This window comes from Sphingobacterium suaedae (assembly GCF_042684625.1).
Lineage (GTDB): Bacteria > Bacteroidota > Bacteroidia > Sphingobacteriales > Sphingobacteriaceae > Sphingobacterium > Sphingobacterium suaedae.
This window is the reverse complement of sequence record NZ_JBHULR010000001.1, coordinates 90,877-112,436: the sequence shown is the minus strand read 5'-3', so window position 1 is coordinate 112,436 and position 21,560 is coordinate 90,877. Positions and strand designations below refer to the sequence as shown.

Annotated in this window: 15 protein-coding genes; 9 read left to right on the top strand and 6 right to left on the bottom strand. The window is 41.9% G+C overall.

Features of this window, described 5'->3' with window-relative positions; all coding sequences use genetic code 11:
• Positions 1-70: 70 nt before the first annotated feature.
• The 6 genes from ACFSR5_RS00485 (at position 71) to prfH (ending at position 5,643) form a co-directional block, all read left to right on the top strand.
• Positions 71-2,686, top strand: a complete 2,616-nt coding sequence (locus ACFSR5_RS00485; RefSeq protein WP_380899581.1) for a valine--tRNA ligase — start codon at positions 71-73, stop codon at positions 2,684-2,686.
• Between the two features lie 153 nt (positions 2,687-2,839).
• Positions 2,840-3,412 (top strand): hypothetical protein, encoded by a 573-nt coding sequence (locus ACFSR5_RS00480; RefSeq protein WP_380899579.1) that lies wholly within the window; start codon positions 2,840-2,842, stop codon positions 3,410-3,412.
• 217 nt (positions 3,413-3,629) lie between these two features.
• Entirely contained in the window at positions 3,630-3,911 is a 282-nt protein-coding gene (locus ACFSR5_RS00475; RefSeq protein ID WP_380899577.1) for a DUF4342 domain-containing protein, read from the top strand.
• 31 nt (positions 3,912-3,942) lie between these two features.
• Positions 3,943-4,149 (top strand): YqaE/Pmp3 family membrane protein, encoded by a 207-nt coding sequence (locus tag ACFSR5_RS00470; protein WP_380899575.1) that lies wholly within the window; start codon positions 3,943-3,945, stop codon positions 4,147-4,149.
• 328 nt (positions 4,150-4,477) lie between these two features.
• Positions 4,478-5,008, top strand: a complete 531-nt coding sequence (locus ACFSR5_RS00465) for an RtcB family protein (RefSeq protein WP_380899573.1) — start codon at positions 4,478-4,480, stop codon at positions 5,006-5,008.
• An 11-nt stretch (positions 5,009-5,019) separates the two neighbouring features.
• The gene (gene prfH / locus ACFSR5_RS00460; protein WP_380899571.1) at positions 5,020-5,643 is read left to right on the top strand and encodes a peptide chain release factor H; all 624 of its coding nucleotides are present in this window, start codon (positions 5,020-5,022) and stop codon (positions 5,641-5,643) included.
• A gap of 23 nt (positions 5,644-5,666) precedes the next feature.
• On the opposite strand, the gene ACFSR5_RS00455 is transcribed toward prfH, so the two are convergent.
• A complete protein-coding gene (locus ACFSR5_RS00455) occupies positions 5,667-6,089 on the bottom strand; it encodes a Dabb family protein (RefSeq protein ID WP_380899569.1) in 423 nt (140 codons plus the stop codon).
• A 223-nt stretch (positions 6,090-6,312) separates the two neighbouring features.
• On the opposite strand from ACFSR5_RS00455, the gene ACFSR5_RS00450 reads away from it, so the two are divergent.
• Entirely contained in the window at positions 6,313-8,214 is a 1,902-nt protein-coding gene (locus tag ACFSR5_RS00450) for a DUF3857 domain-containing protein (RefSeq protein ID WP_380899567.1), read from the top strand.
• A gap of 108 nt (positions 8,215-8,322) precedes the next feature.
• Here the strand turns inward: ACFSR5_RS00450 and ACFSR5_RS00445 are convergent, their stop codons facing one another.
• The 5 genes from ACFSR5_RS00445 to ACFSR5_RS00425 form a co-directional block, all read right to left on the bottom strand.
• Positions 8,323-10,302, bottom strand: a complete 1,980-nt coding sequence (locus tag ACFSR5_RS00445; protein ID WP_380899565.1) for a DUF3857 domain-containing protein — start codon at positions 10,300-10,302, stop codon at positions 8,323-8,325.
• 212 nt (positions 10,303-10,514) lie between these two features.
• Positions 10,515-10,949 (bottom strand): PepSY-like domain-containing protein, encoded by a 435-nt coding sequence (locus ACFSR5_RS00440; RefSeq protein WP_380899563.1) that lies wholly within the window; start codon positions 10,947-10,949, stop codon positions 10,515-10,517.
• An 18-nt stretch (positions 10,950-10,967) separates the two neighbouring features.
• Positions 10,968-11,411, bottom strand: coding sequence for a PepSY-like domain-containing protein (locus ACFSR5_RS00435; protein WP_380899561.1), 444 nt, complete (start codon positions 11,409-11,411; stop codon positions 10,968-10,970).
• Between the two features lie 120 nt (positions 11,412-11,531).
• A complete protein-coding gene (locus tag ACFSR5_RS00430) occupies positions 11,532-12,818 on the bottom strand; it encodes a sensor histidine kinase (protein ID WP_380899559.1) in 1,287 nt (428 codons plus the stop codon).
• Positions 12,819-12,821: 3 nt separating this feature from the next.
• The gene (locus tag ACFSR5_RS00425; RefSeq protein WP_380899557.1) at positions 12,822-13,493 is read right to left on the bottom strand and encodes a response regulator transcription factor; all 672 of its coding nucleotides are present in this window, start codon (positions 13,491-13,493) and stop codon (positions 12,822-12,824) included.
• Between the two features lie 350 nt (positions 13,494-13,843).
• Here ACFSR5_RS00425 and ACFSR5_RS00420 point away from each other — a divergent pair, with 350 nt between their 5' ends.
• Positions 13,844-19,090, top strand: coding sequence for a translocation/assembly module TamB domain-containing protein (locus tag ACFSR5_RS00420; RefSeq protein WP_380899555.1), 5,247 nt, complete (start codon positions 13,844-13,846; stop codon positions 19,088-19,090).
• Positions 19,080-21,386 carry a translocation and assembly module lipoprotein TamL gene (tamL, locus tag ACFSR5_RS00415; RefSeq protein WP_380899553.1) on the top strand — a complete coding sequence of 769 codons (2,307 nt, stop codon included), beginning with the start codon at positions 19,080-19,082 and terminating at the stop codon, positions 21,384-21,386. Before ACFSR5_RS00420 ends, tamL begins: the two co-directional genes overlap by 11 nt.
• Positions 21,387-21,560: the final 174 nt, after the last annotated feature.

Genomic DNA, 21,560 nt, shown 5'->3' with positions numbered 1-21,560 from the left:
ATTTTATTCAGCGAACCATTCCTTTAAATCTGAGTAAATGCCTATTTTTGCGTTTTGAATTCCAAAAACAATGAGCATAGCAAAAACATACAATCCTAAAGAGGCAGAAGAAAAGTGGTATTCCTATTGGATAGATCACGGTTTTTTCCGTTCTATCCCTGATGAGCGAGAACCCTATACTATTGTCATGCCTCCACCGAATGTAACTGGCGTCTTACATATGGGACACATGCTGAACAACACCATCCAAGATGTCCTAATTCGCCGTGCCCGCATGCAGGGTAAGAATGCCTGCTGGGTACCAGGTACAGATCACGCTTCCATTGCCACAGAGGCAAAAGTAGTTGCTATGCTTAGAGAACAAGGCGTAGACAAAAAGTCCATCTCCCGGGAAAAATTTCTTGAGCATGCTTGGGAATGGAAGGAAAAATATGGCGGAATCATCTTAAAACAATTGGAAAAGCTAGGTGCTTCCTGCGATTGGGAACGTACTAAATTCACCATGGATCCAGATCTTTCAGAAGCTGTCATCGACACGTTTATCAAGTTTTATAACGAAGGATATATCTATCGCGGTGTACGGATGGTCAATTGGGATCCGCAGGGAAAAACGGCCCTTTCCGACGAAGAGGTGATCCGCAGAGAGGTAAACCAAAAGCTATACTATATCCGTTACGAGGTCAAGGATAGTAATGAGTACATCGTTATCGCCACGACCCGTCCTGAAACCATTATGGCCGACACCGCTATCTGTATTCATCCACAGGATCCACGATATACACACTTAAAAGGTAAAAAAGTGCTTGTACCTTTAGTTAACCGAGAGATTCCTGTCATCGAAGATGAATATGTGGAAATGGAATTCGGTACCGGATGTTTAAAAGTCACGCCGGCTCATGATTTGAACGATTACGAGTTAGGACAAAAGCATAACCTCGAAGTGATTGACATTCTAAATGACGATGGTACACTGAATGAAAAAGCTCAGATTTTAGTAGGTGAAGATCGCTTTATTGCGCGAAAAAAAGTGGCTAAAATGTTGGAAGAAGTCGCGCAAATCGAAAAAATCGAAGATTACAAGTCGCAAGTTGGCTTTTCCGAACGTACTGACGCTGCAATTGAGCCGAAGCTCTCCATGCAATGGTTCTTAAAAATGGAGCAACTAGCCAAACCTGCGTTAGAATATGTCGAAAATGGAACAATAAAGCTTATCCCTGAAAAATTCTTTGCATCCTACAAACATTGGATGGAAAACGTGAAAGACTGGTGTATTTCTCGACAGTTGTGGTGGGGGCAACGCATTCCTGCCTGGTTCAATGAGCGCAACGAGTGGGTGGTTGCCAAAACAGAAGCAGAAGCTATTGCGGCATTTGAACAGCAAGGTAAGTCTCCTGAAGGCATCCGCCAAGAGGATGATGTCCTTGATACCTGGTTCTCTTCAGGGTTATGGCCGATGTCTGTATTCGATGGGGTCAGACATCCCGAGAACCGAGAATTTCAGTACTATTACCCCACAAATGATTTGGTAACAGCTCCCGAGATCTTGTTTTTCTGGGTAGCCCGGATGATCATCATGGGCCATGACTATACCGAAAAGCCGCCATTCAAAAATGTATACTTGACGGGAATCGTGCGGGATAAATTGGGGCGCAAGATGTCCAAATCATTAGGAAATTCCCCGGATCCAATCGATTTGATGGAACAATATGGTACAGATGGCGTACGCGTAGGCATGTTATTGTCTTCGCCTGCCGGAAACGACCTGATGTTCGACGTATCGTATTGCGAGCAAGGGCGTAACTTCGCAAACAAAATTTGGAATGCTTTTCGCTTGGTTAAGGGGTGGGAGACCATAGACGTCCCTGCGACAGAAGCGCAGAAAACGGCTGCGCGTTGGTTCGAAAATAGATTCAACCAAGCCGTAGCAGAAATTGATGAACACTTCGCGGATTACAGATTATCTGATGCGTTAATGAGCACCTATAAACTAATATGGGACGATTTCTGTGCTTGGTATCTCGAATTGATAAAACCAACCTATCAAGCGCCGATAGAGAAAGAAGCCTTAGAAACAGTTAAACATTTTTTCGAAAAAGTATTGGCATTGGTTCACCCATTTATGCCGTTCCTTACGGAAGAACTGTGGCACGACGAATTGTTTGGCACGCGTACAGAAAAAGATTGTGTTATTGTAGCAACCTATCCTATTACACAGGGTTTTGATGAACAGGTTATCAAAGAGTTTGACGTAGTCAAACAAGTTATTTCAGAAGTTCGTAGCATACGGAACGGTAAGGGTATATCTCCAAAAGTCGCTTTGCCGCTCGCTATCAACGCGACTGTCATTGATTTCGCAAAATACCAAGAGAATATTATCAAACTTGCGAACATATCCGAACTGACCTTCGTTAAAGAAAAAGTTCAGGGTGCAGTCAGCTTCCTGGCAGGCAAAGACGAATGTTACATTGCGTTGGAAAACAATTTGGATATCGATGCCGAAAAGGATCGTATTGCAAAGGAAATAGACTATTTGAAAGGCTTTTTGATAGCTGTAGAAAAGAAACTTTCTAACGAACGTTTTGTACAAAACGCGAAGCCGGAAATTGTTCAAAACGAACAAAACAAAAAGGCCGACGCGGAAGCTAAGATCAACATTTTGGAAGACAGCCTACGTAGTTTAGGATAACGTTCTGATTAAAAGACTACTAAAACGCGGAGAAAAGCATGCACATTTTTCTCCGCATTTTTTATCCCTGCACACAAAGTTTATTCGTGGGAGTACGGTCTCTTCCCTTATACAGTTTCGTACCTTTACGCGAACAACTAACGGATCGACAGCATGCAAACTAATCACATACTTCCGCTATTAAAAATAGGCGAACTTCATTGGGCAGATAACCTCAGAAAGTTTTTGCTCAAATACGATATCATCACACAGGGCATCTCCATCCATGAAGAATCCACGCTGATAACCTTTGGTTTTGGCGATGAAATACGGTTGTTTTACAAGCACTTCGGCGCTACCGATAGTGCAGAATTCATGTATTACCTACGAAAGCCTACGGAAATCGAATGGCTACATGAAAGCAACACACATCAGCATTTACTACAGTTGTTCCCTGCCGAAACCCTCGAAAACTATGTAATTATATCGGAATCTCGTACAGGTGAGCCCATATGCCTACAGATAAACAACCAGGCGATCTACGCGTTCTCGAAAAAACCCGTCGGTAAACACTTATTGTTCCACTCCTTTAACGATTTTCTCTTGCTAGAACTTGTACAATTCAAGAAACAGGTCTGCGAATTCGATTTTGAGAGCTTAGAAGAGGAAGATCGTTTTATGGACACCGTAGTAAATAACACGGATATCCATAAAGATCTCCGGCATGACAAATTGTACAAAGCGTAGGCATCATCGTTGTCATGGAATTCATTGCGCAATCGTAGACCTTTTGAAGGCTCCCACCAGAGCAGCCGCGTCATAAACATAAAACTCCGAACCCTTCACCGAGAAACATAGTGCCTTTACCGAGAAGTGTCCAAAGCTCACCTATTCGGCTTAGATGTCCATGTTTTTTCGCACTATCTTTGGGGTACACAACAGTAAACATTTAAACAAAGGTATTATGAAAACAAAAACAACATTCAATTTAAACAGTGAAGACGTAACAAACGGATTTCAAAAAGCATTTGATTGGATACAATCGACGAAAGTTCGCATTGCTTCAAAATCGGGAAAAGAATACGTGAATATACCCCTGATTATCACCATTGTCGTCGCGCTACTTGTTCCATTCGCATTAATAATCGGTCTGGTCATTGGTTTAGCTCTAAGCCTGAATATATCCTTTCAACGCGAAGTACAGGACAACAAAACGCAGAACGATAACGTCATAGACATCAAATAAATCCATTTATAAGCTACATAAAAGAGAAACTATGACATTGATCGCTGTACTTTTTCCCTGGCTATCCTTCTTTCTACGTGGAAAGATATTCATTGGATTTGTATGTTTAATTCTTCAAATAACACTAATAGGCTGGCTACCGGCAGCTATATGGGCCGTCGCGTCACATATCGACGGAAAAAATAAACGACGTTTTCGTCAAGTCGAACGAAATATGCAACGCCCTTTTTATCACTAATAAATGGCACTTTTTTGAAAAAAATTTGCAAAATTAAAATCCCTTCTCTATTTTTGATTTGATAAGAATAGTTTAATCTTTTCAAAACACGAAGAATATGTTTGTACTTATATACACTCGATTTAAAGGATCAACAAATAAATGTGTTGATACTTCTCTTCGTGCTTTACTCCTTTCGTAACGAAATATACACATCGTCATATGAATAAAGCTCGAAGATAATTCGGGCTTTATTGTTGTATTCCGTATCCTAACAAGACCCGAATTTCATTTAACGCGCAAACATTGGCGCTACTCAACAGATGAAATATGTTTTATTATCAAAAAAATGGGCGGTAAATTAGCAGGGAAAGAGCTTATCAAATTGGGCTTTTCAAAAAGTAATACGGTGAATATTGTTTTAGGGCAAATTCATCGATATTACAAGCGTGAGAAAAAAGACCACATTTTATCAGGAGCCAAAAAAGTGTTGCTTGAACCAAGTAATTATCGGAGTGGCCACATATGGGGCGAAGTAGCAGAGAGGCTCGCGATGCCCGTTGCTTCGGGAGCATTTAGCGTTATTCCCCAATCGATGACTGCGCCAAAATATTTGGTAGAAGGAAAAGACAACACCCTCAGTTTAAACTGTACCTCACTTGAGGATGGTTCGTTACTATCTCATAACTCGTGCAAAAATACGAAGACCAAAAGTGATCTAAAGAAGGTGATTACCCGACATGACATCAAACTTATTGGTCATGCAGTAGATGAAGCCCTCATGGCCTACAAGGATATTAAAAAGGTCAGCAGTCTCCCGCACGAATTAGTCATCCCACTAGGAACTTTTACTCCAAAAATCGTCCGCATGGACAAATGATGAACGACGCTATGGAAAGATGGATACAAATGACATCAGGCAGTGGTCCTCAAGAGTGCGACTACGCCGTACATCAACTGCATAGAATATTTGAAGAACAAGCTCGTGTCGCCGGAATTCAAATCGAAATGATGCGGCAAGAAATAAGAAATAACTTGATCTGCTCCGTGACATTCTGGTTAAACGGAGCACATGTCGACCGTTTTTTGAAGGATTGGAAAGGTAGTATATGCTGGGTTTGCAAAAGTCCATTCCGTCCACAGTACCGGCGGAAAAATTGGTTTATCAGAGTTTTTGAAATTCCAGAAATCGTCTCAATCTGGATAGACGATAAGGATATCTTATACCAGACCTTACGGAGCACCGCTGCCGGTGGCCAACATAAGATGAATTCAGCGGTTCGCGCTTTGCACATGCCAACCGGATTAACCGTACAGGTGATGGACACGCGCTCGCAATACCAAAACAAAAAAATAGCGTACACCCGCCTTATGGAGAAAATCCAAAAAAGGCAAGGAGACCTTGACACCGAAACCGCAAACATGCAACGGTCTCCACACTCACAGATTACAAGAGGAAATGTGACACGCATTTTTTTTGGCAAACAATTTATAACAAAGCGGTCTATGGTGTAGACCGCTTTGCTTCCGGTTGATGGTTACTGCAACAAGGTATCCCGAACAGCTACTTTCGTCCAGTATTTGCTATACAGTCCGGCGGCCGCTAAATGATCTGGATGTCTTTCGTATGTATTGATATCATCCATATTAGCGAATGTCACCAACAAACTGTAGTGAAATGAGTTGTCCACCACATCCCGTTGAGTCGTTGGCGCAGGCCTTCCGGAATGAAAACTCTTAATGCCTGGGACTTTCTTGAGAGCTTCGAAGAAGTTTAAAAAATCCTTTTCCTCTTCCTCGGTAATACCATCCTTTAACCAAAAATAAACAGTGTGTACAATCGTTCCTCCCGTTAGTTCCCCAACGGAACTTTCATCTTTTTTTGCGGATGCACAAGATTGCATTACAGTAGCAGATGCGCCCGCAACCGCGACTGATTTTAAAAAATTTCGTCTTTCCATGATTTAGCTTGATTACGTTCAAACTTAGATAAATTCAATTGGAAATCCAACCCCATTAGAAAAACGACGATTTTGAGTTTATCCGATCCCACACAAAACTAATCCTTTAAAATTTACTAAAAATAACGGTCTCTAGTTCAAAATTTAAAGAAAAAGTTCCATTTTTTATTTTCTAGTCATATGGCTATTTATTACCTTAGTGCTTTACAACAAACCAATTGTTATGAAATATGCATGCCTATTATTTTTGCTATTAGCAATGCTATCCCTCCGCTCGCAATCGACAACATACGATGTTGAGTCTATACCGCAAGAACTCAAAAGCAGAGCGGCGGTAACCATACGAAATGAATCAGTCTATATCGAAATGCGATCTGATAACGACATGCTTCAGAAGGTGAAAAAAGCGATAACAGTGTATAATAGGAATGGGGATGACTATGCATTCATTCCTTTGTATTATAATAAAAGTGCGATCATCAAGTCTGCGAAAGGCATGATCTATGATGCGTCAGGAAACCCCATTAAAAAAATCGGGAGTAAGGATTTCATGGATGTTAGTGCTGCCGATGGATTCTCCATGTTCTCAGACACCCGATTGAAATATTACCAATACAACGCGGTACAATACCCCTATACTATTGAATTTGAATATGAGATACAACACAAGCAAAATCTGATTATCCCTGCTTGGAATCCAAACTTCAGCGAGCAGGTGTCAGTACAGCAGAGCGAATACATCTTCGCGGCACCTGCTACAGCTGCTATTCGCACATATACCCAGCATACGACGGCAGAACCGACGATAAGCCATTCCGACAAATTTACCATACGTAAGTGGGAAACCGGTCCTGTTCCAGCGGTCAGAGAAGAAAATTATACGCGAGGATTCCGGGAGCGATCCATCCTCGTTTATGTCGTACCACAGCAGATTTCGTATTATGGAAGGAAGGGGTCATTCGACACGTGGGAACAATTTGGAAAATGGGCTTACGACAATTTACTACAAGGAAAGCAAGATCTAGATGCAATGGCTAAAAACAAAGTCTTACAATTAACCAAAGATTGCAAGACAGACAAGGAAAAAGCAAAAGTCCTCTACCATTATCTACAACAGAAAACAAGATACATCAGTATACAGGTGGGCATCGGCGGTTTGGAACCCTTTAACGCAAGCGATGTGGAGCGTTATGGTTACGGAGACTGTAAAGCCTTAGTCAATTATATGCAAAATTTATTATCGTTAGTTGATATACCGTCCTATTATTGCGTGGTTGAGGCCGGAGGCTTTAAGCAGAGTTTGAAAACGGAATTTGCCAATGTACAGGACGGCAACCATATTATTTTGTGTATTCCTTTTGAACAAGACACCACTTGGCTAGAGTGTACAAGCCAGGAAATGCCTTTTGGTTTCTTGGGTGACTTCACCGATGACAGACTCGTCTTAGCTTGGACACCGAAAGGAGGCAAAGTACTTCGTACTCCCATTTATACCGATAAAGAAAACAAACAGATCCGTGAAGCCAAACTTAAATTGGTAGACCTGACAAACTTAGAAGGCTCGATAAAAACGAAATTCTATGGAACACAATATGATAACCATGCGGATGTGCTACATGCCAATAATACGGAAAAGCCTAAACTACTCGCAAAACGATATGACATTAACAATGTCAACTTCGCGAACATTACCTATTCCGAAATTGAAAACGATACACCGCACGTCCTGGAGGATTTTTCCATATCAATACCTAATATAGCTATCAAATCCGACAATAGGGTCATGTTACCATCTTCGCTATTCAATGCGTTTACCACCATTCAACGCAATGAAGGGAGGCAACAACCGATATATATTAATCGGGGGTTTACAGATGAAGACTATATCGAAATCAAGTTGCCTGATGAGGTCAACAAAAAAATGACACCGATGGTCAAGACATTTACCTGTCCCATGGGCGAATATACATTCACGGCAAGAATTGATGGCAATACCTTGCAAACGAAGCGTACATTGATTATCAAACAAGGAACATACGCCCCAACTCATTATACTGTTTTTCAGGAATTTTTAAAATCAGTCAATCAAACCGATAAAGGAAGGTTCTTCCTCGAGTTATTATAAAAAACGCAGCTAGCTGGACAACCCATACTAGCTGCTTCATTAACCAAATTATATAATTAAAATCTTCCAAAAGCCTACACGTTTTAAAGCGTTGGAACAGCTAGACAATTACGCTTTCTTCCGTAACGTCAAAGAGACTTTTTCCGCTTGAATGATACGACTAAAGAACTCTTTTAAATCAAAATACTCCTCCGGCAGGAATAGGGGCTTATTGATCTGCATAAGAACTTGAGCCGTGACCACGGCCCCATCTTGGGAAACATTGAAAACAAAACGTGCATCCCGATTAGGTAACGCCATATTTAACTTGCTTTCTAACGATTCTTGGTTGAGTGTATAACCTTCAGGTACACGAATCGTAAATGTCATATTTTCCTGGAGCTTCGATCCGATATCCACAGGATATGTTCGGGTTGCCAAGTTGAATGGATTTCTATCAGTTTTGCCGTAGACCACGGGATTAAAATGTATTTCTTCCTGATCCATGATGGCAAAGTTTGTGACTTCAATATTCATTTTTTCTCCTAATAGCATTTCGCAGTTCTCTCGGTTTTCTACCGACGGTTTAGCGATCGACATATGTGCCAATTTCTTTTCATAATCTTCAAAGTACTCTTCTAATGAATTAAAACCATCCATGGCGGCTCTTTTGTTTGAAGCATTGTATCCTCCTCGATTCAACGTAAGCTGACCTGTCAGGGTACCTTCCTCGTCCAACCCTCCTACAAAATTCACATGCAAAGTCGCTATCAGATTCGACTGTAGTGGAACCCAGTCCGATACGCCATTTAATGGAATGTTACGTCCCTGATGATTAATACACTTTAACGGTAAATTGCCAAATGGTTCATACGTTCCAGTGGCATCCAAAAAATAAAACTGATCCCCGATCTTGACACGCGCAACAACGTGATTAAATTCTGATATTCCTGCTGAATAAATTCCCGGATATCCGTTGTCCCGCGTGGAAAGTATTACGGCTTCCGCATGAAGATCACTATAATTCAAGGCATTGACCAGTGCCAAGTTCAGGTCAGCACTGTTTCCAGAACGTGTCTCTAAAGCTTTCTTTATACCCGTGCTCGCAAAAATACTGTGGCGTTCGTCCCACTTAATCTGCCGTTTTAGAAACGTATAAATCTTAAAGGCTTTTTCATATTCATCAGAGACACCCTCGACAAGAGGATCAATAAACTCTTTTAATTGGTTCTTCTTCTTGAGCTGACCTCCAAAATCTTCATGTTCTATTAGTGACTTTTGTACATCATTCCAAGTAAGTGAAAACGTTTCGTTCGGACCGAAAGGAATCGCATATCGCGCTAATTCAAACGTTAAAATCGATGTAAAATTCTTAGCCGCGGTCATAAAATCTTCCGAGACGAAAGCTGGAATATCGTTCATCACATAAGAGGTTTTATCTCCGCGGATCTCGCCCACATTCGTACTCAACTGGGTATTATAATTTTCAACTTTCCTATCAGTCAATGCGATCCCACCTTTAAGATTGACACGATATGTACAAATCTCTGGAATACGAGTTACAAACTCGCTCCGCACCTTCGGAATATCAGTTTGGAATGTCCACGCGTTCAAACTAAATAAAAAAGGAGACTTCGTCTTATAACGCAACTCGACGATCGATCCCTCTTTGACTTGCGGAAAAGCTATTTTAACTTGATGAAGGGTCTTGGACGTTTTTTCCGTAATCACATTGTCCTTATCCAGTTCCGTTTTCACCAACTTGCCGCCTTCCAAGTTATACGTATACCCTTTCACGTCGACCAACGTTTCCTTATTGTTGTTATTGATATATAACGGGATCGTAAAATTAGCTTGATCGTACCCTTCTTTATTCAAAATTTTGATTAAGGTATGGTAGTAGTATTCAATTTCAAATCCCTTGTCATCTATTGGACTAAGTTCTACGTTTGCATATCCATACTCATTCAATACGATCCCTTGAGAGCTACTATCTAGAAGCGTACTCTGTACAACAAAGTCAGCTTCTTTTACTTTACCAAAAGAAAAATCTTGTGCATTTGATCCAAATACCAAGCAAACAAAAAGCGCAATGAAGGTCAATTTCATACTATTAATAATCGGTAAGTCAAATATACCGTTTATCTCGAAACAAAGAAATGTTTATCAAAAAAAGAGTCGAACAAATGAAAAAAATCACCAAATAATGAGTTAACCACTCGTCCATCCTATTGATGTGGTCTTCCTTTTTAAAAAAACACGTCTACAAAAAAGGCCCTGATGAAAATCACCAAAGCCTTTTTGTCGAATCAAAAAATTGATTACGGATCTACGCGTACAAAACCACCATTTACATCAAACACCAAATCGGTATCCTGCTGCACTAAATCCACATCAAATCCGGACGCTTTTTTCTCAATACCATTAATCGTGGTTGTCGGATAATTATCTTCGACATAATCCACAATTTGAGGTAGAATGAAACCTGTAGGAATTGAAACTCCATCCTCACCATCTACCTCAAGCCAGTCGCCTGTACTGTTAAAATCAATTTCTATCTTATTCGCCAAATATACGGAGTAGCCCGCACCCTCCTTCTCGATACGACTCACATTGATATTATTAAAATGACTTGAAAGAAATGTACGGGAACTTTCAGGAAGTTCTACGTCGGAGATAACCTTGTCATCATCACAAGATACTGAGGCACATGATACGGCCGCTAAAAACGACAATCCAATTACTGTTTTTTTCATCGTGTATAATTTTAAATATTAGTCATCTACTTTTAAAAATTCACCTTGACGGGAGAATTCTAAATCCAGCCCGTTCGAGATTTCCACTTCATAGGTAGCTCTCGTCTGTTTAATTTCCTGAACGAAGGTGTCCGGAAAGCTTTTTTGAACATGTCGCTGAATAGCTTGTGGAATCAGCGTCGCTGGTACCGCGCTCGTCTTCATATCGATACTTTCCCATGCTCCGTTCCCATCAAACTCAACTTTAGAGCCATCCTTAAAAATAACAGCGTATTCTTTCTGAATAAAATATTCCGTATCCAATGTTACAGCTGCCACATCGCTTTGTTTAAAATATGTTTTAACAAATGTTTGAGCTTTTGCGGGCAGTTTAGAAAAAGGTATAACTTTTTCATTTGCCGAGGCTTTGCTAACTGTAAAAACTATCATTACAGCAGCGACGATTTTAATTAATGCATTCATCTTTATATCACTTCATTGTCATACAAAGTTGCGCACTGATTTGGGAAAGATTTGGGAAAAAGTGTGATATTGATTTTTTTCGCATTATTATTGTTGAGATGTAATAGAAGACGGCAGCGCCTATTGCGGCGATGAGGCAAAAAGAGTAAACACATGTTGCTCTCCCGCATAATCGTAGGTGATAGACAGCTCTGGATAGGTGTCAACAATCGACTTAACGATTGCCAGCCCCAACCCATTTGAATGACTATCTTGCATTCCTTTGTGAAAACGCTTAAAAACCGTCGCCTTATCAAGCGCACCGATTTGTCCTGTGTTGGCTATAGACAGTCGGTCTCTTTGAACAACAACAGAAAGCGTGCTCCCTACTGTACTATATTTAATCGCATTTCGAAGAAGATTTGAAACCAGTATCACAGCTAGATCGTTATTCATCGCCACCTCGAAAATTCCTAACTCTTGCCAGTGCAGCTGAAGCTTTTTAAATCCAATGAGGTCGTGCAAGTCCGTACAAAGATCATGTGCCACTTTATTGAGTTTGACACTTTCCACGTGCGGATACTGCTTATTTTCGATCCGCGATAGCATTAATAATGCTTTATTCAGGTTCACCAGTCGATGCAGAACTAGGTTAGATTCGGACAATTGCGTCAACTGGCCTTCCGACAACGATTCATCATCCATCAACAACTCCAGTTTGTTGATGATTATTGCCAACGGTGTCTGGAGCTCATGTGAGGCATTTTCTAAAAACCGCTTCTGCTCATCAAAAACTTGTTCGTTGCGCCTCCACATCCGACGTATTTCCTCATCAAGTTGATTAAATTCGAGTACGTTCGTCGCGATTGGTTTGAGTTGTTCTTTTTTTCCAAACCGATAATGGTTAAGATTAGTCAGAATAACTTTAAAGGGCTTCCATGCACGACGGAGAACGAATTCGTTAATCAAATAGAGGCCTAAGACCAAAACAACATATAATACAACCAATGCGGATGTTAAATCATATATCAAATCGTCTTCCTCCACCGTTGATGTCCGTATCTCTAAGTGATACGGTTTACGATCAGCCGCATAAAAGCCGGTACGTAAAACCCTATAGGGTTCCTGCTCATCATCATAGGGCATATAAAAAAACACACTGGAAAGTCTGTTCTGCTCCGAAAAATTGTCATCCGCCGCCGGCCAAATGCGGAACTGATTTACACCGAACTCTTTCGTACCCAACAGCATAGGATCCTTATACACTTCACGTAAAATCTCGATCTTTTGGTTCTTTAGCCCATCATCTACATTATCATAGACTTCGTCCAAAATGTAGGCATAAAAAAGAGCCGCCCAAATAGTGATGATCACTAAGAAAGCGATGCTTAAATAACGTAGGGTATAATTTTTTAACGATATTTGCATAGCTTACACCAATTTATATCCTACACCATACACCGCTTGAAAATCGATTTCAGCACGGTGGTCTTTTAATTTTTTGCGTAAATTTTTAATCTGCGAGTAAATAAAATCAAGATTATCCGATTGATCAGCATCATCTCCCCACACGGCTTCGGCTAAAGACGTTTTAGTAACAAGTTTTCCTGGACGAATCATAAAATAGTAAAACAGGTCGTATTCTTTACGGTTTAACATGACTTGATTACCGTTCACGAGCAAGGTACGGGAATCGGGGAACAGTTGCACATTTTTAAACTGAACAGCTTGCTCACCCTGGTGATTTTTGCGCCGTATAATCGTTTTTATACGAGCCAACAATTCGGCCAGATGAAAAGGCTTGGCCAAATAATCGTCGGCGCCCAAGCCCAACCCTTCCACTTTATCTTCTACGGAGTCCTTTGCCGAAATAATAATGACCGAATCGTCCTTGCCCAATGTCCGTAGTTGCGCCAACAGTTGCATACCTGTACCTCCAGGTAGCATCACATCTAGCAACACGCAATCATAACTATAATTAGCCAGTTTAGCTAGCCCGTTCGTATAGTTGTCAGCTGTCTCTACCACAAATTTCTCGCCCTCGAGAAAGGTTTTCACCACTTCACACAATTCTGTTTCGTCCTCGACTATCAGTATTTTCATGATCTAACTAAACTACAATATTAACCTGAGATTTGGGAAAGATTTGGGAATATGACCAGTTCTCACCTACTGCACAAATTTCTACACGTTGTATGTTGTTATCTGGCAAACCTTATCTTTGTTCTTTACTTAAACCCGCAAATAATTCATGTTTAACTAAACATTTAAACTTTATTTACGTTTTTAAGTTATAAATTTATTTATTGAATAACGTCATTATAGAATAGAACGCTTTGAATCGATTTGGACGAATAGCTTTAAAAACCATCCTCTGGATTATAGGTAGTGTTATCGCCTTAATTTTGCTCCTCATTTTTCTCATCAGACTACCTGCCGTACAAAATTACGTCGTGGGCAAAGTAACGAGTTATGTAGAGAATAAGATAGGGACACCTGTCCGAATAGGTTATGTTAATATCACATTTCCAAAAAAACTGGTCTTAGAAAATGTGTATTTTGAAGATCAGTCGAAAGATACATTGGTCGCCGGAGAACGGCTTCTGGTCGACATCAACATGTTCAAGTTACTAAAGAACACCGTCGAAATCGAAGAACTAGAACTGGAAGGAATCACGGCTAAAATAAACCGTAGCCTACCCGACAGCACCTTTAATTTTGATTACATCGTTCAAGCATTTTCTTCCCAAAAAGAAAGTACACCGACGGCCGACACCTCGTCGGCTCTTGTCTTTGACATCGACGACGTCTTGTTCAAACGCATACACTTTGTATATACCGACGAGGTGATCGGCACCCGTGCAGATATACGGTTGCAACATTTCGATACGAAAGTCAAAAGATTTGATTTAACGGGAAACATGGCTTTTGCCATGCCCAACCTCAAAGTCGATGGATTGACAGCCTTTGTGAATCAGTGGCAACCAGTAAGCGATGCCGAGGCTCCTTCCGCGGCGGATTTCGGCATCACCGACACCAGTGTACAAGCTTCGTCTTTATTGCCTGATCTGTCTATCGAGAATGTCGACCTGTCGAACATATTCGTACAATATCAGGACGCCTCATCGTCCATGGATACCAAATTTGATATCAAAAGACTGACAGCCAACATCAAAGAGATGGATCTCAATAGGGAAATCGTCCGGCTCGAAGAGGTTGCACTGGACGAATCGGATTCGCAGATCTTGCTGGGAAAAACAATAAAGAAAACTACTGACGGAGACAGAGACAGCAGTTCGATGAACTGGATCGTGTCTGCCGATAGGCTTCTTATCAATAAGACCAAGGTAACCTTTCGCGATGATAACCAGGCACGCATGAAAGGGTTTGACTATTTCAATATCGGCATACGTGATTTCTTCGGAGAGCTGGAGGATCTTTATTATTCTTCCGATTCCATCTCCGGCTCATTAAAAAGCCTGACGGCACAAGATCGCTCCGGTTTTACAATTAAGTCGCTGCAGGCCGATTTCATGTACAATAATACAGGCGCAACAATTACTAATTTATTAGCGGAAACACCGTGGACAACCATCAGGGACCGCATCCAAGTGTACTATCCGTCGCTGGATGCCCTATCTGAAAATCCCGGTCTTGTGCAGGTAGATGCACGGATACGGAAGTCAACAATCGACATGCGTGACATCCTTTACTTTGCACCATTTCTTGATACCATGGATGTTATGAAGCCCTTGTTGACCCGATCGTTCTATATCGACGGAAGTGTGAAGGGTAGAATGGATAATCTCGTAATCCCGAATATCGAGTTCCGAACGCTGGATCGCACCCACCTGATCGCTAGTGCAACAATCAAAGGGTTGCCTGACATGGACAAATTGGATATCGATCTAAAACTGCGCAAACTGACCACTGGGAAAGCGGATATCGAGCGGCTTGTCGCCCGATCCATGCTGCCGGATAGTTTGCAACTACCCAACGCCATTAGCCTTTCGGGAACATTCCGCGGAGGTATGAAAGGTTTTGACGCCAATCTGAGTTTGATTACAGAGAAAGGAAACGCGACGGTCAACGGAAACCTTTCTATGGGCCGGGATACAACCTACGACGCTTACGTATCCATTGACAACTTCCACATTGGGAGCCTTCTGAAACAGGACTCCATATTGGGCATGCTTTCAGCCGAGGCAAAAGTTGTCGGAACCGGGCTCAATCCGAAAAGCATGAATGCAACGGTAAAAGGTACACTTAACCACCTTGATGCCATGGGTTATGCTTACCGAAACATACAATTGGATATTCAGGCCAATGGCGGTGATATTGCTGGAACCGTCAACAGCCCAGACCCAAATTTACAACTCCAAATGGATTTTGCAGCCGATATGCGTGGAATCTACCCAAAACTGCAGGCTACGGTCATGGTGGATAGCATTAATTTGCAAAACCTGAAATTGATGGATGATAACTTCCGTTACCACGGAAAAATTGTTGCGGATTTTGAAACGGCTGATCCCGACTTCCTGAATGGATCACTCACGGTTTCCAACTCTTCTATTGCTTACAACGACCAACGCTATACCTTAGATAGTATATCGCTAACTGCCACTGCCGACACCTCGCGCAATACATTGGTACTCAAGTCGGAATTTCTGCAAGCCCACTTAGTCGGAAAATACAGGTTGACCGAGTTGAGCGCCTCTGTACAGGATATTATCCGAATGTATTACAATCCAAAAGGAACAGCGCCGACGACACTAGCTTATGAGCCGCAAAATTTTGAGTTTAGTGCTTCGCTGAACAACTCGAGATTTATCCGTGACTTTTTCCCAGAATTGCAAGAAATGAGGGATGTCACGTTGGACGGAACGTTTGATAGCGAGTCGAAAAGCATCATGGCCAAGCTGATCGCACCAAAGGTACTTTACGACGGTATGTTAATCGAGAATGTCGGAATCGATCTTACCACAGCGGATAGCACCTTATATTATTCTGCTCTTATCAATAAGATCAAAGTAAACAATATCGAGCTGAGCAATACGGTATTCAGCGGAAGCGTGATGGAAAATAATCTCGATTTCGGATTATGGATAAAAGATAAGGTCGATAAAGAGCAATATCACCTCGGAGCAAAAATGCAAGTGACCGACAATAACTATATCCTAAGCCTTAATGAAGATGGGCTTATGCTAAACTACGAAAATTGGCAGATCGATACCGATAATCAGCTTAGCTTCGGCACCGATGGTATTCGGGCTAAAAGTTTTCGCTTAACGAACAACGGACAAGAGCTGTTGATACAATCGCAGGATTCGACACTCAATGCACCATTGGATCTTACTTTTAATAATTTCCGCATCGAAACATTCACCGAAATTTTGGAATCCGAAACGTTGAACATGGGCGGAGGAATCAACGGTACAGCGACGATATCCCGATTAGAAAGCAATCCTGTCTTTGTCTCTGATCTCGAAATCAATAAATTTTACTTTGGCAAAGACACTGTCGGTAACGTTCTGGTTAAAGTGGATAACATTCAGGAAAACACCTTTTCTGCCGATGTTAAGATCACAGACAATGGCAATGATGTACAACTGATTGGCGACTTTATCAGCCTGCCCGGAGAGCCTTCCTCTATTGATGCCACACTATCGTTGAAACCGATGAAACTGACCACAATCCAAGCGTTCAGTTTAGGGTATCTAGAAGATTGCTCGGGAGATCTCGTAGGCAACCTGAAAGTCACCGGAACAGTAGACGCCCCACGCATCAACGGGGAGTTAGCTTTCCAGCAAGGGAAACTTAACGTCGCGATGCTTAATGCTGATTTGCTCATGGATAATCAGGTGATCCGCTTCAATAATCAAGGTATACAGTTCCGTCAATTCGAAATCAAAGATTCACGTGGAAATGCGAGCAAGTTAAACGGTTCGATCCGAACCACCACGTATACGGACTTCGATTTCAACCTAAACCTGAGCATGGACGACTTCGCCGCAGTCAATTCTACACGTGAAGACAATGACCTGTTTTTCGGGAAACTTTACTTGACATCCAACTTACGTATTACCGGCGATTTAAACAACCCGCGCATAGATGGTAATGTAAAGGCAAATGACAAAACAGACTTTGTGTTTATCGTACCGAATGATGATCCTGGAATTGCACAACGCGACGGTGTTGTGAAATTTGTGGACCGCAGTGATACAGCACGGGCAAATGTATTTGCGCGTCTAGATTCGATGACCACCGCTACCAAGCTGTCCGGCTATGATATTGCGCTAAACCTTTCAACAGATCGAGAAGCCAAATTTAAAGTGATTCTCGACGAAGGAACACAAGACGCACTGAACATACAAGGTATTGCTGAACTGAACACGACCATCGATGCTAGCGATAAGATAACGATGTCTGGAACATTTACCGTGGAAAAAGGAGATTATACATTTTCTCTAGGCCCTATCTCAAAGCCATTTATCTTTCAAAAGGGAAGCACAATCACTTGGAATGGAGACCCATTGGACGCTCGTCTAGATATTACGGCGATTTATAGGAACCGATTCTCAACCTTAGAGCTAGTTCAATCACAAATTGGATCGGAGAGTCAAAATTTATACAAACAACGTATTCCGTTCGATGTAAAATTAATCCTCACCGGAGAATTATTTAAACCAGAAATCAATTTCGATATTGATTTAGACGAAAATAATGCCATAGCCTCACAGGATGTTGTCAGCAAAGTAAACATAGCGTTAGCCAATATACGGTCAGATCCGGCAGAATTGAACAAACAAGTATTCTCGTTGATCGCCTTAGGCCGATTTATGTCGTCCAATCCGTTCGAAAGCCTTTCGGGCGGCGGCGGTGCCGAGGGTCTAGCGAGGAGTACCGTAAGTTCTTTCTTGACCAGTCAGCTTAACAACCTCGCGTCTGATCTTATTAAAGGTGTAGAACTAGATTTCAATCTACAGTCAGAAGAGGATTATTTAACAGGCAATGCCGAGACACGCACAGACCTAAACGTTGGGGTTTCCAAAATGCTTTTTGATGATCGATTAAAGATCACCATCGGATCTAATTTTGAAGTCGAAGGAAATACGCGACCCGGAGAAAAAGCGACCAATATTGCCGGCGATATTTCGTTGGAATACCAACTATCCAAAGACGGCCGTTATTTTGCCAGGGTATATCGTAAAAACCAATATCAAGCAACTTTGCAGGGACAATTCGTAGAGACCGGCATTGGTTTCATTATCAATATGAGCTACGACAAGTTTAAAGAACTGTTTATGAGTTCGCGGGCTTTAGAACAATATTACAATACGGATAGCCGGAGCTTCCGCCGCCGCTTTGACGTGGAGCGTATGGAAACAGACTCCGTTTACCGCGATAGTGTTCGACTGGTTATACGCGACAGTTTAATGAAACATAGCCCAGAGTTCCGCAAACGCATGGAAGAACGACAACGGGAAGAACAGGAGGAACTCCAAAAAAATAACAATAAGGACAGTTCGCAAACAAAAACACAAGATACCGCAGCGCGTATCATACGGAAAGAGGAGTTGGATAGCCTAGAAAAAGAGCAAGAAACGCGTGATAAAAACGATTCGAAACAAGACGAAAAACATGCAACAACGACGACCATCCGCAATGAGGAAGAAGAAAGGAGAAGCAATGAGAACTAGTCAGCGATACGCGTGGATGGGGCTCATTAGTCTGATCTTGGCATCGGGGTGTAACCCGACCAAACATTTGGCCGACGATGAGAAATTATATACCGCGGGGAACGTAACGATACATAAAGACAGTATACCGAAAGAGCGAAAAGATGCCTTTGAAGAACATCTAGAAGGAATGCTCACGCCGAAGCCTAATAAGAAATTTTTGGGCATGCGGATTAAGCTTGGGTTGTGGAATATGGGCGGTGGCCCGGACAGCACAACGGGTATAAAAAATTGGTTGAAAAAACAGGGGGAAGAACCAGTGCTTTTGGAAGACGTAAACCGGGAATACAACGAAAACCTATTACGGAACCGAATGGAAAATTTGGGTTTTTTCAACGCCTACGTAACCTCTGATACCGCTATAAACGGTAAATTTGCAGAAGTCAACTACAACGCTTTCCCAGGCAACATTTATCGTATTGCCAACGTCGATTTCGAAATAGATTCCGCCACTCATTTAGGACGGGATATCCTGAGCACCAAGGATAGTACCTTATTGAAAATAGGAAGCAATTATAACCTCGATATCATTTTAAACGAACGAGATCGTATTGATAACGATTTAAAAAATAAAGGATACTATTATTTTTCGCCTGACAACATTTTGGTGGAAGTCGATAGCACAAATGGCACGAATAAAGTGGACATGTATGTGACGGTAAAACCCGAAACAGCGTCGAAAGCGAAATCACCTCAAAAAATCGGGAATATTTTTATCTATCCAAATTACAAACAAACATCCGAGGGGTTCCGTACTGCTCGTCCGCGAAAGTCTCAGTTATTCCGTGACAATTATTATATCATGGATCCGCAAAATACCTATCGCAAACCTGTATTGGCGAATCATATCTTCTTCCATAAAGGAGATACATATAACCGCAACGACCACAACATGACGATTAGCCATCTGGTGAATCTCAATGCTTTCAAATTCGTGAAAAACAATTTTGTGGACAGCCCTGATTCGGCCAACACCATGGATGTCTACTACTACCTAACTCCCATGCAGCGGAAATCAATCCGCTTTGAAGTCTTGGGAAAAACCGCTTCCGTATATAATGGAACGGAAGCAAATGTCAGTTGGACATTGCGTAACGCGTTTAAAGGCTTTGAAACATTGAATGTATCTGTCTTTGGTGGCTACGAAACCCAAACTGGAGGAAACGTCAACTTAAACTCCAGCTATATCCGCTATGGCGCTGAGGTCGGCATTGTTTGGCCTCGGTTACTCTCTCCATATAAGTGGGCACCCTCGCGCCGTTTCATTCCCAAAACCTATGCAAAGGTTGGTTATGAGTTCTTGAACAGGCGAAATGCCTATACGCTCAATTCACTGACCATGAACTACGGCTACAATTGGAAAGAAAACGAACAAAAACAACACGACCTCGCAGTTGCTGAAATCATCTACGTGCAACCGAGAAATATTTCGGACGAGTACAGGGCTCAAATGGATACCGTTCCTACGTTACGACATATCGTTGATCCGCAGTTTTCATTCGGACCGAACTATTCCTACACATTCACTAACTCGATGGAAAAAACACGCAAGCACACGTTTTATGTAAAAACGGGACTTAATACCTCGGGTAATGTATTAGGTCTTATACAAGGGGCAAGTTATGAAAACGATAATATAAAAAAGGTATTTGGAACCGCCTATGCTCAGTTTGTGAAAGCGGAGGCTGACTTCAGACATTACATGAAGCTGTCTTCCAACTCACAGCTGGCCTCACGACTGATGATCGGGACCAGCTATTCATATGGAAACTCCAGGTCTCTGCCTTACCTGAAGCAATATTTTTCCGGCGGGCCCAATGGTCTCCGGGCTTTTCGGGCACGTGCCGTTGGTCCGGGTATCGCTGTTCCGGAAAATATCGGTGAAGAAAACTTTTTTGCAGACCAAACCGGAGATTTTAAGCTCGAGCTTAACACCGAATACCGCGCCCAGATATCTGGTATGTTCCATTGGGCCGCATTTGTTGATGCAGGCAATATTTGGTTACAACGACAGGACGACAATAAGCCGGGCGGAAGACTTTCGAAAAACTTTTACAAGGAGTTAGCCGTTGGTGCTGGTCTAGGTTTGCGCGTGGATTTGGATTTCTTAGTGGTGCGCTTGGATTTAGCCACTCCTCTTCGCGTCCCCTATCGGCCACCTGGGGATCGTTGGGTATTTAAATATATCGATATTCGTGATTCCGATTGGCGAAAAAACAACTTAGTGTTCAACCTAGCCATCGGTTACCCATTCTAAAAGTAGTTGATCCGCTGACATTCAACCAACGGGCCGGTAAATTCATCATTTACCGGCCCGTTGGTTTTCCACTTCCTATCTACGTTGCTGCAGAAGGTGACGACCGGCGAGTACCAAATGCAATAATAACTTTGCAATTTACTACCAGCCCTGTCACAAAGTTTGGCTAAATTT

What these genes read in the sequence shown, in the direction of transcription:
- ACFSR5_RS00485 (WP_380899581.1), top strand. Translation starts at nt 71, where the DNA reads ATGAGCATAGCAAAAACATACAATCCTAAAGAGGCAGAAGAAAAGTGG.
- ACFSR5_RS00455 (WP_380899569.1), bottom strand. Translation starts at nt 6,089, where the DNA reads ATGGAAAGACGAAATTTTTTAAAATCAGTCGCGGTTGCGGGCGCATCT.
- prfH (WP_380899571.1), top strand. Translation starts at nt 5,020, where the DNA reads ATGGAAAGATGGATACAAATGACATCAGGCAGTGGTCCTCAAGAGTGC.
- ACFSR5_RS00450 (WP_380899567.1), top strand. Translation starts at nt 6,313, where the DNA reads ATGAAATATGCATGCCTATTATTTTTGCTATTAGCAATGCTATCCCTC.
- ACFSR5_RS00445 (WP_380899565.1), bottom strand. Translation starts at nt 10,302, where the DNA reads ATGAAATTGACCTTCATTGCGCTTTTTGTTTGCTTGGTATTTGGATCA.
- ACFSR5_RS00435 (WP_380899561.1), bottom strand. Translation starts at nt 11,411, where the DNA reads ATGAATGCATTAATTAAAATCGTCGCTGCTGTAATGATAGTTTTTACA.
- ACFSR5_RS00430 (WP_380899559.1), bottom strand. Translation starts at nt 12,818, where the DNA reads ATGCAAATATCGTTAAAAAATTATACCCTACGTTATTTAAGCATCGCT.
- tamL (WP_380899553.1), top strand. Translation starts at nt 19,080, where the DNA reads ATGAGAACTAGTCAGCGATACGCGTGGATGGGGCTCATTAGTCTGATC.
- ACFSR5_RS00425 (WP_380899557.1), bottom strand. Translation starts at nt 13,493, where the DNA reads ATGAAAATACTGATAGTCGAGGACGAAACAGAATTGTGTGAAGTGGTG.
- ACFSR5_RS00475 (WP_380899577.1), top strand. Translation starts at nt 3,630, where the DNA reads ATGAAAACAAAAACAACATTCAATTTAAACAGTGAAGACGTAACAAAC.
- ACFSR5_RS00440 (WP_380899563.1), bottom strand. Translation starts at nt 10,949, where the DNA reads ATGAAAAAAACAGTAATTGGATTGTCGTTTTTAGCGGCCGTATCATGT.
- ACFSR5_RS00465 (WP_380899573.1), top strand. Translation starts at nt 4,478, where the DNA reads ATGGGCGGTAAATTAGCAGGGAAAGAGCTTATCAAATTGGGCTTTTCA.
- ACFSR5_RS00470 (WP_380899575.1), top strand. Translation starts at nt 3,943, where the DNA reads ATGACATTGATCGCTGTACTTTTTCCCTGGCTATCCTTCTTTCTACGT.
- ACFSR5_RS00480 (WP_380899579.1), top strand. Translation starts at nt 2,840, where the DNA reads ATGCAAACTAATCACATACTTCCGCTATTAAAAATAGGCGAACTTCAT.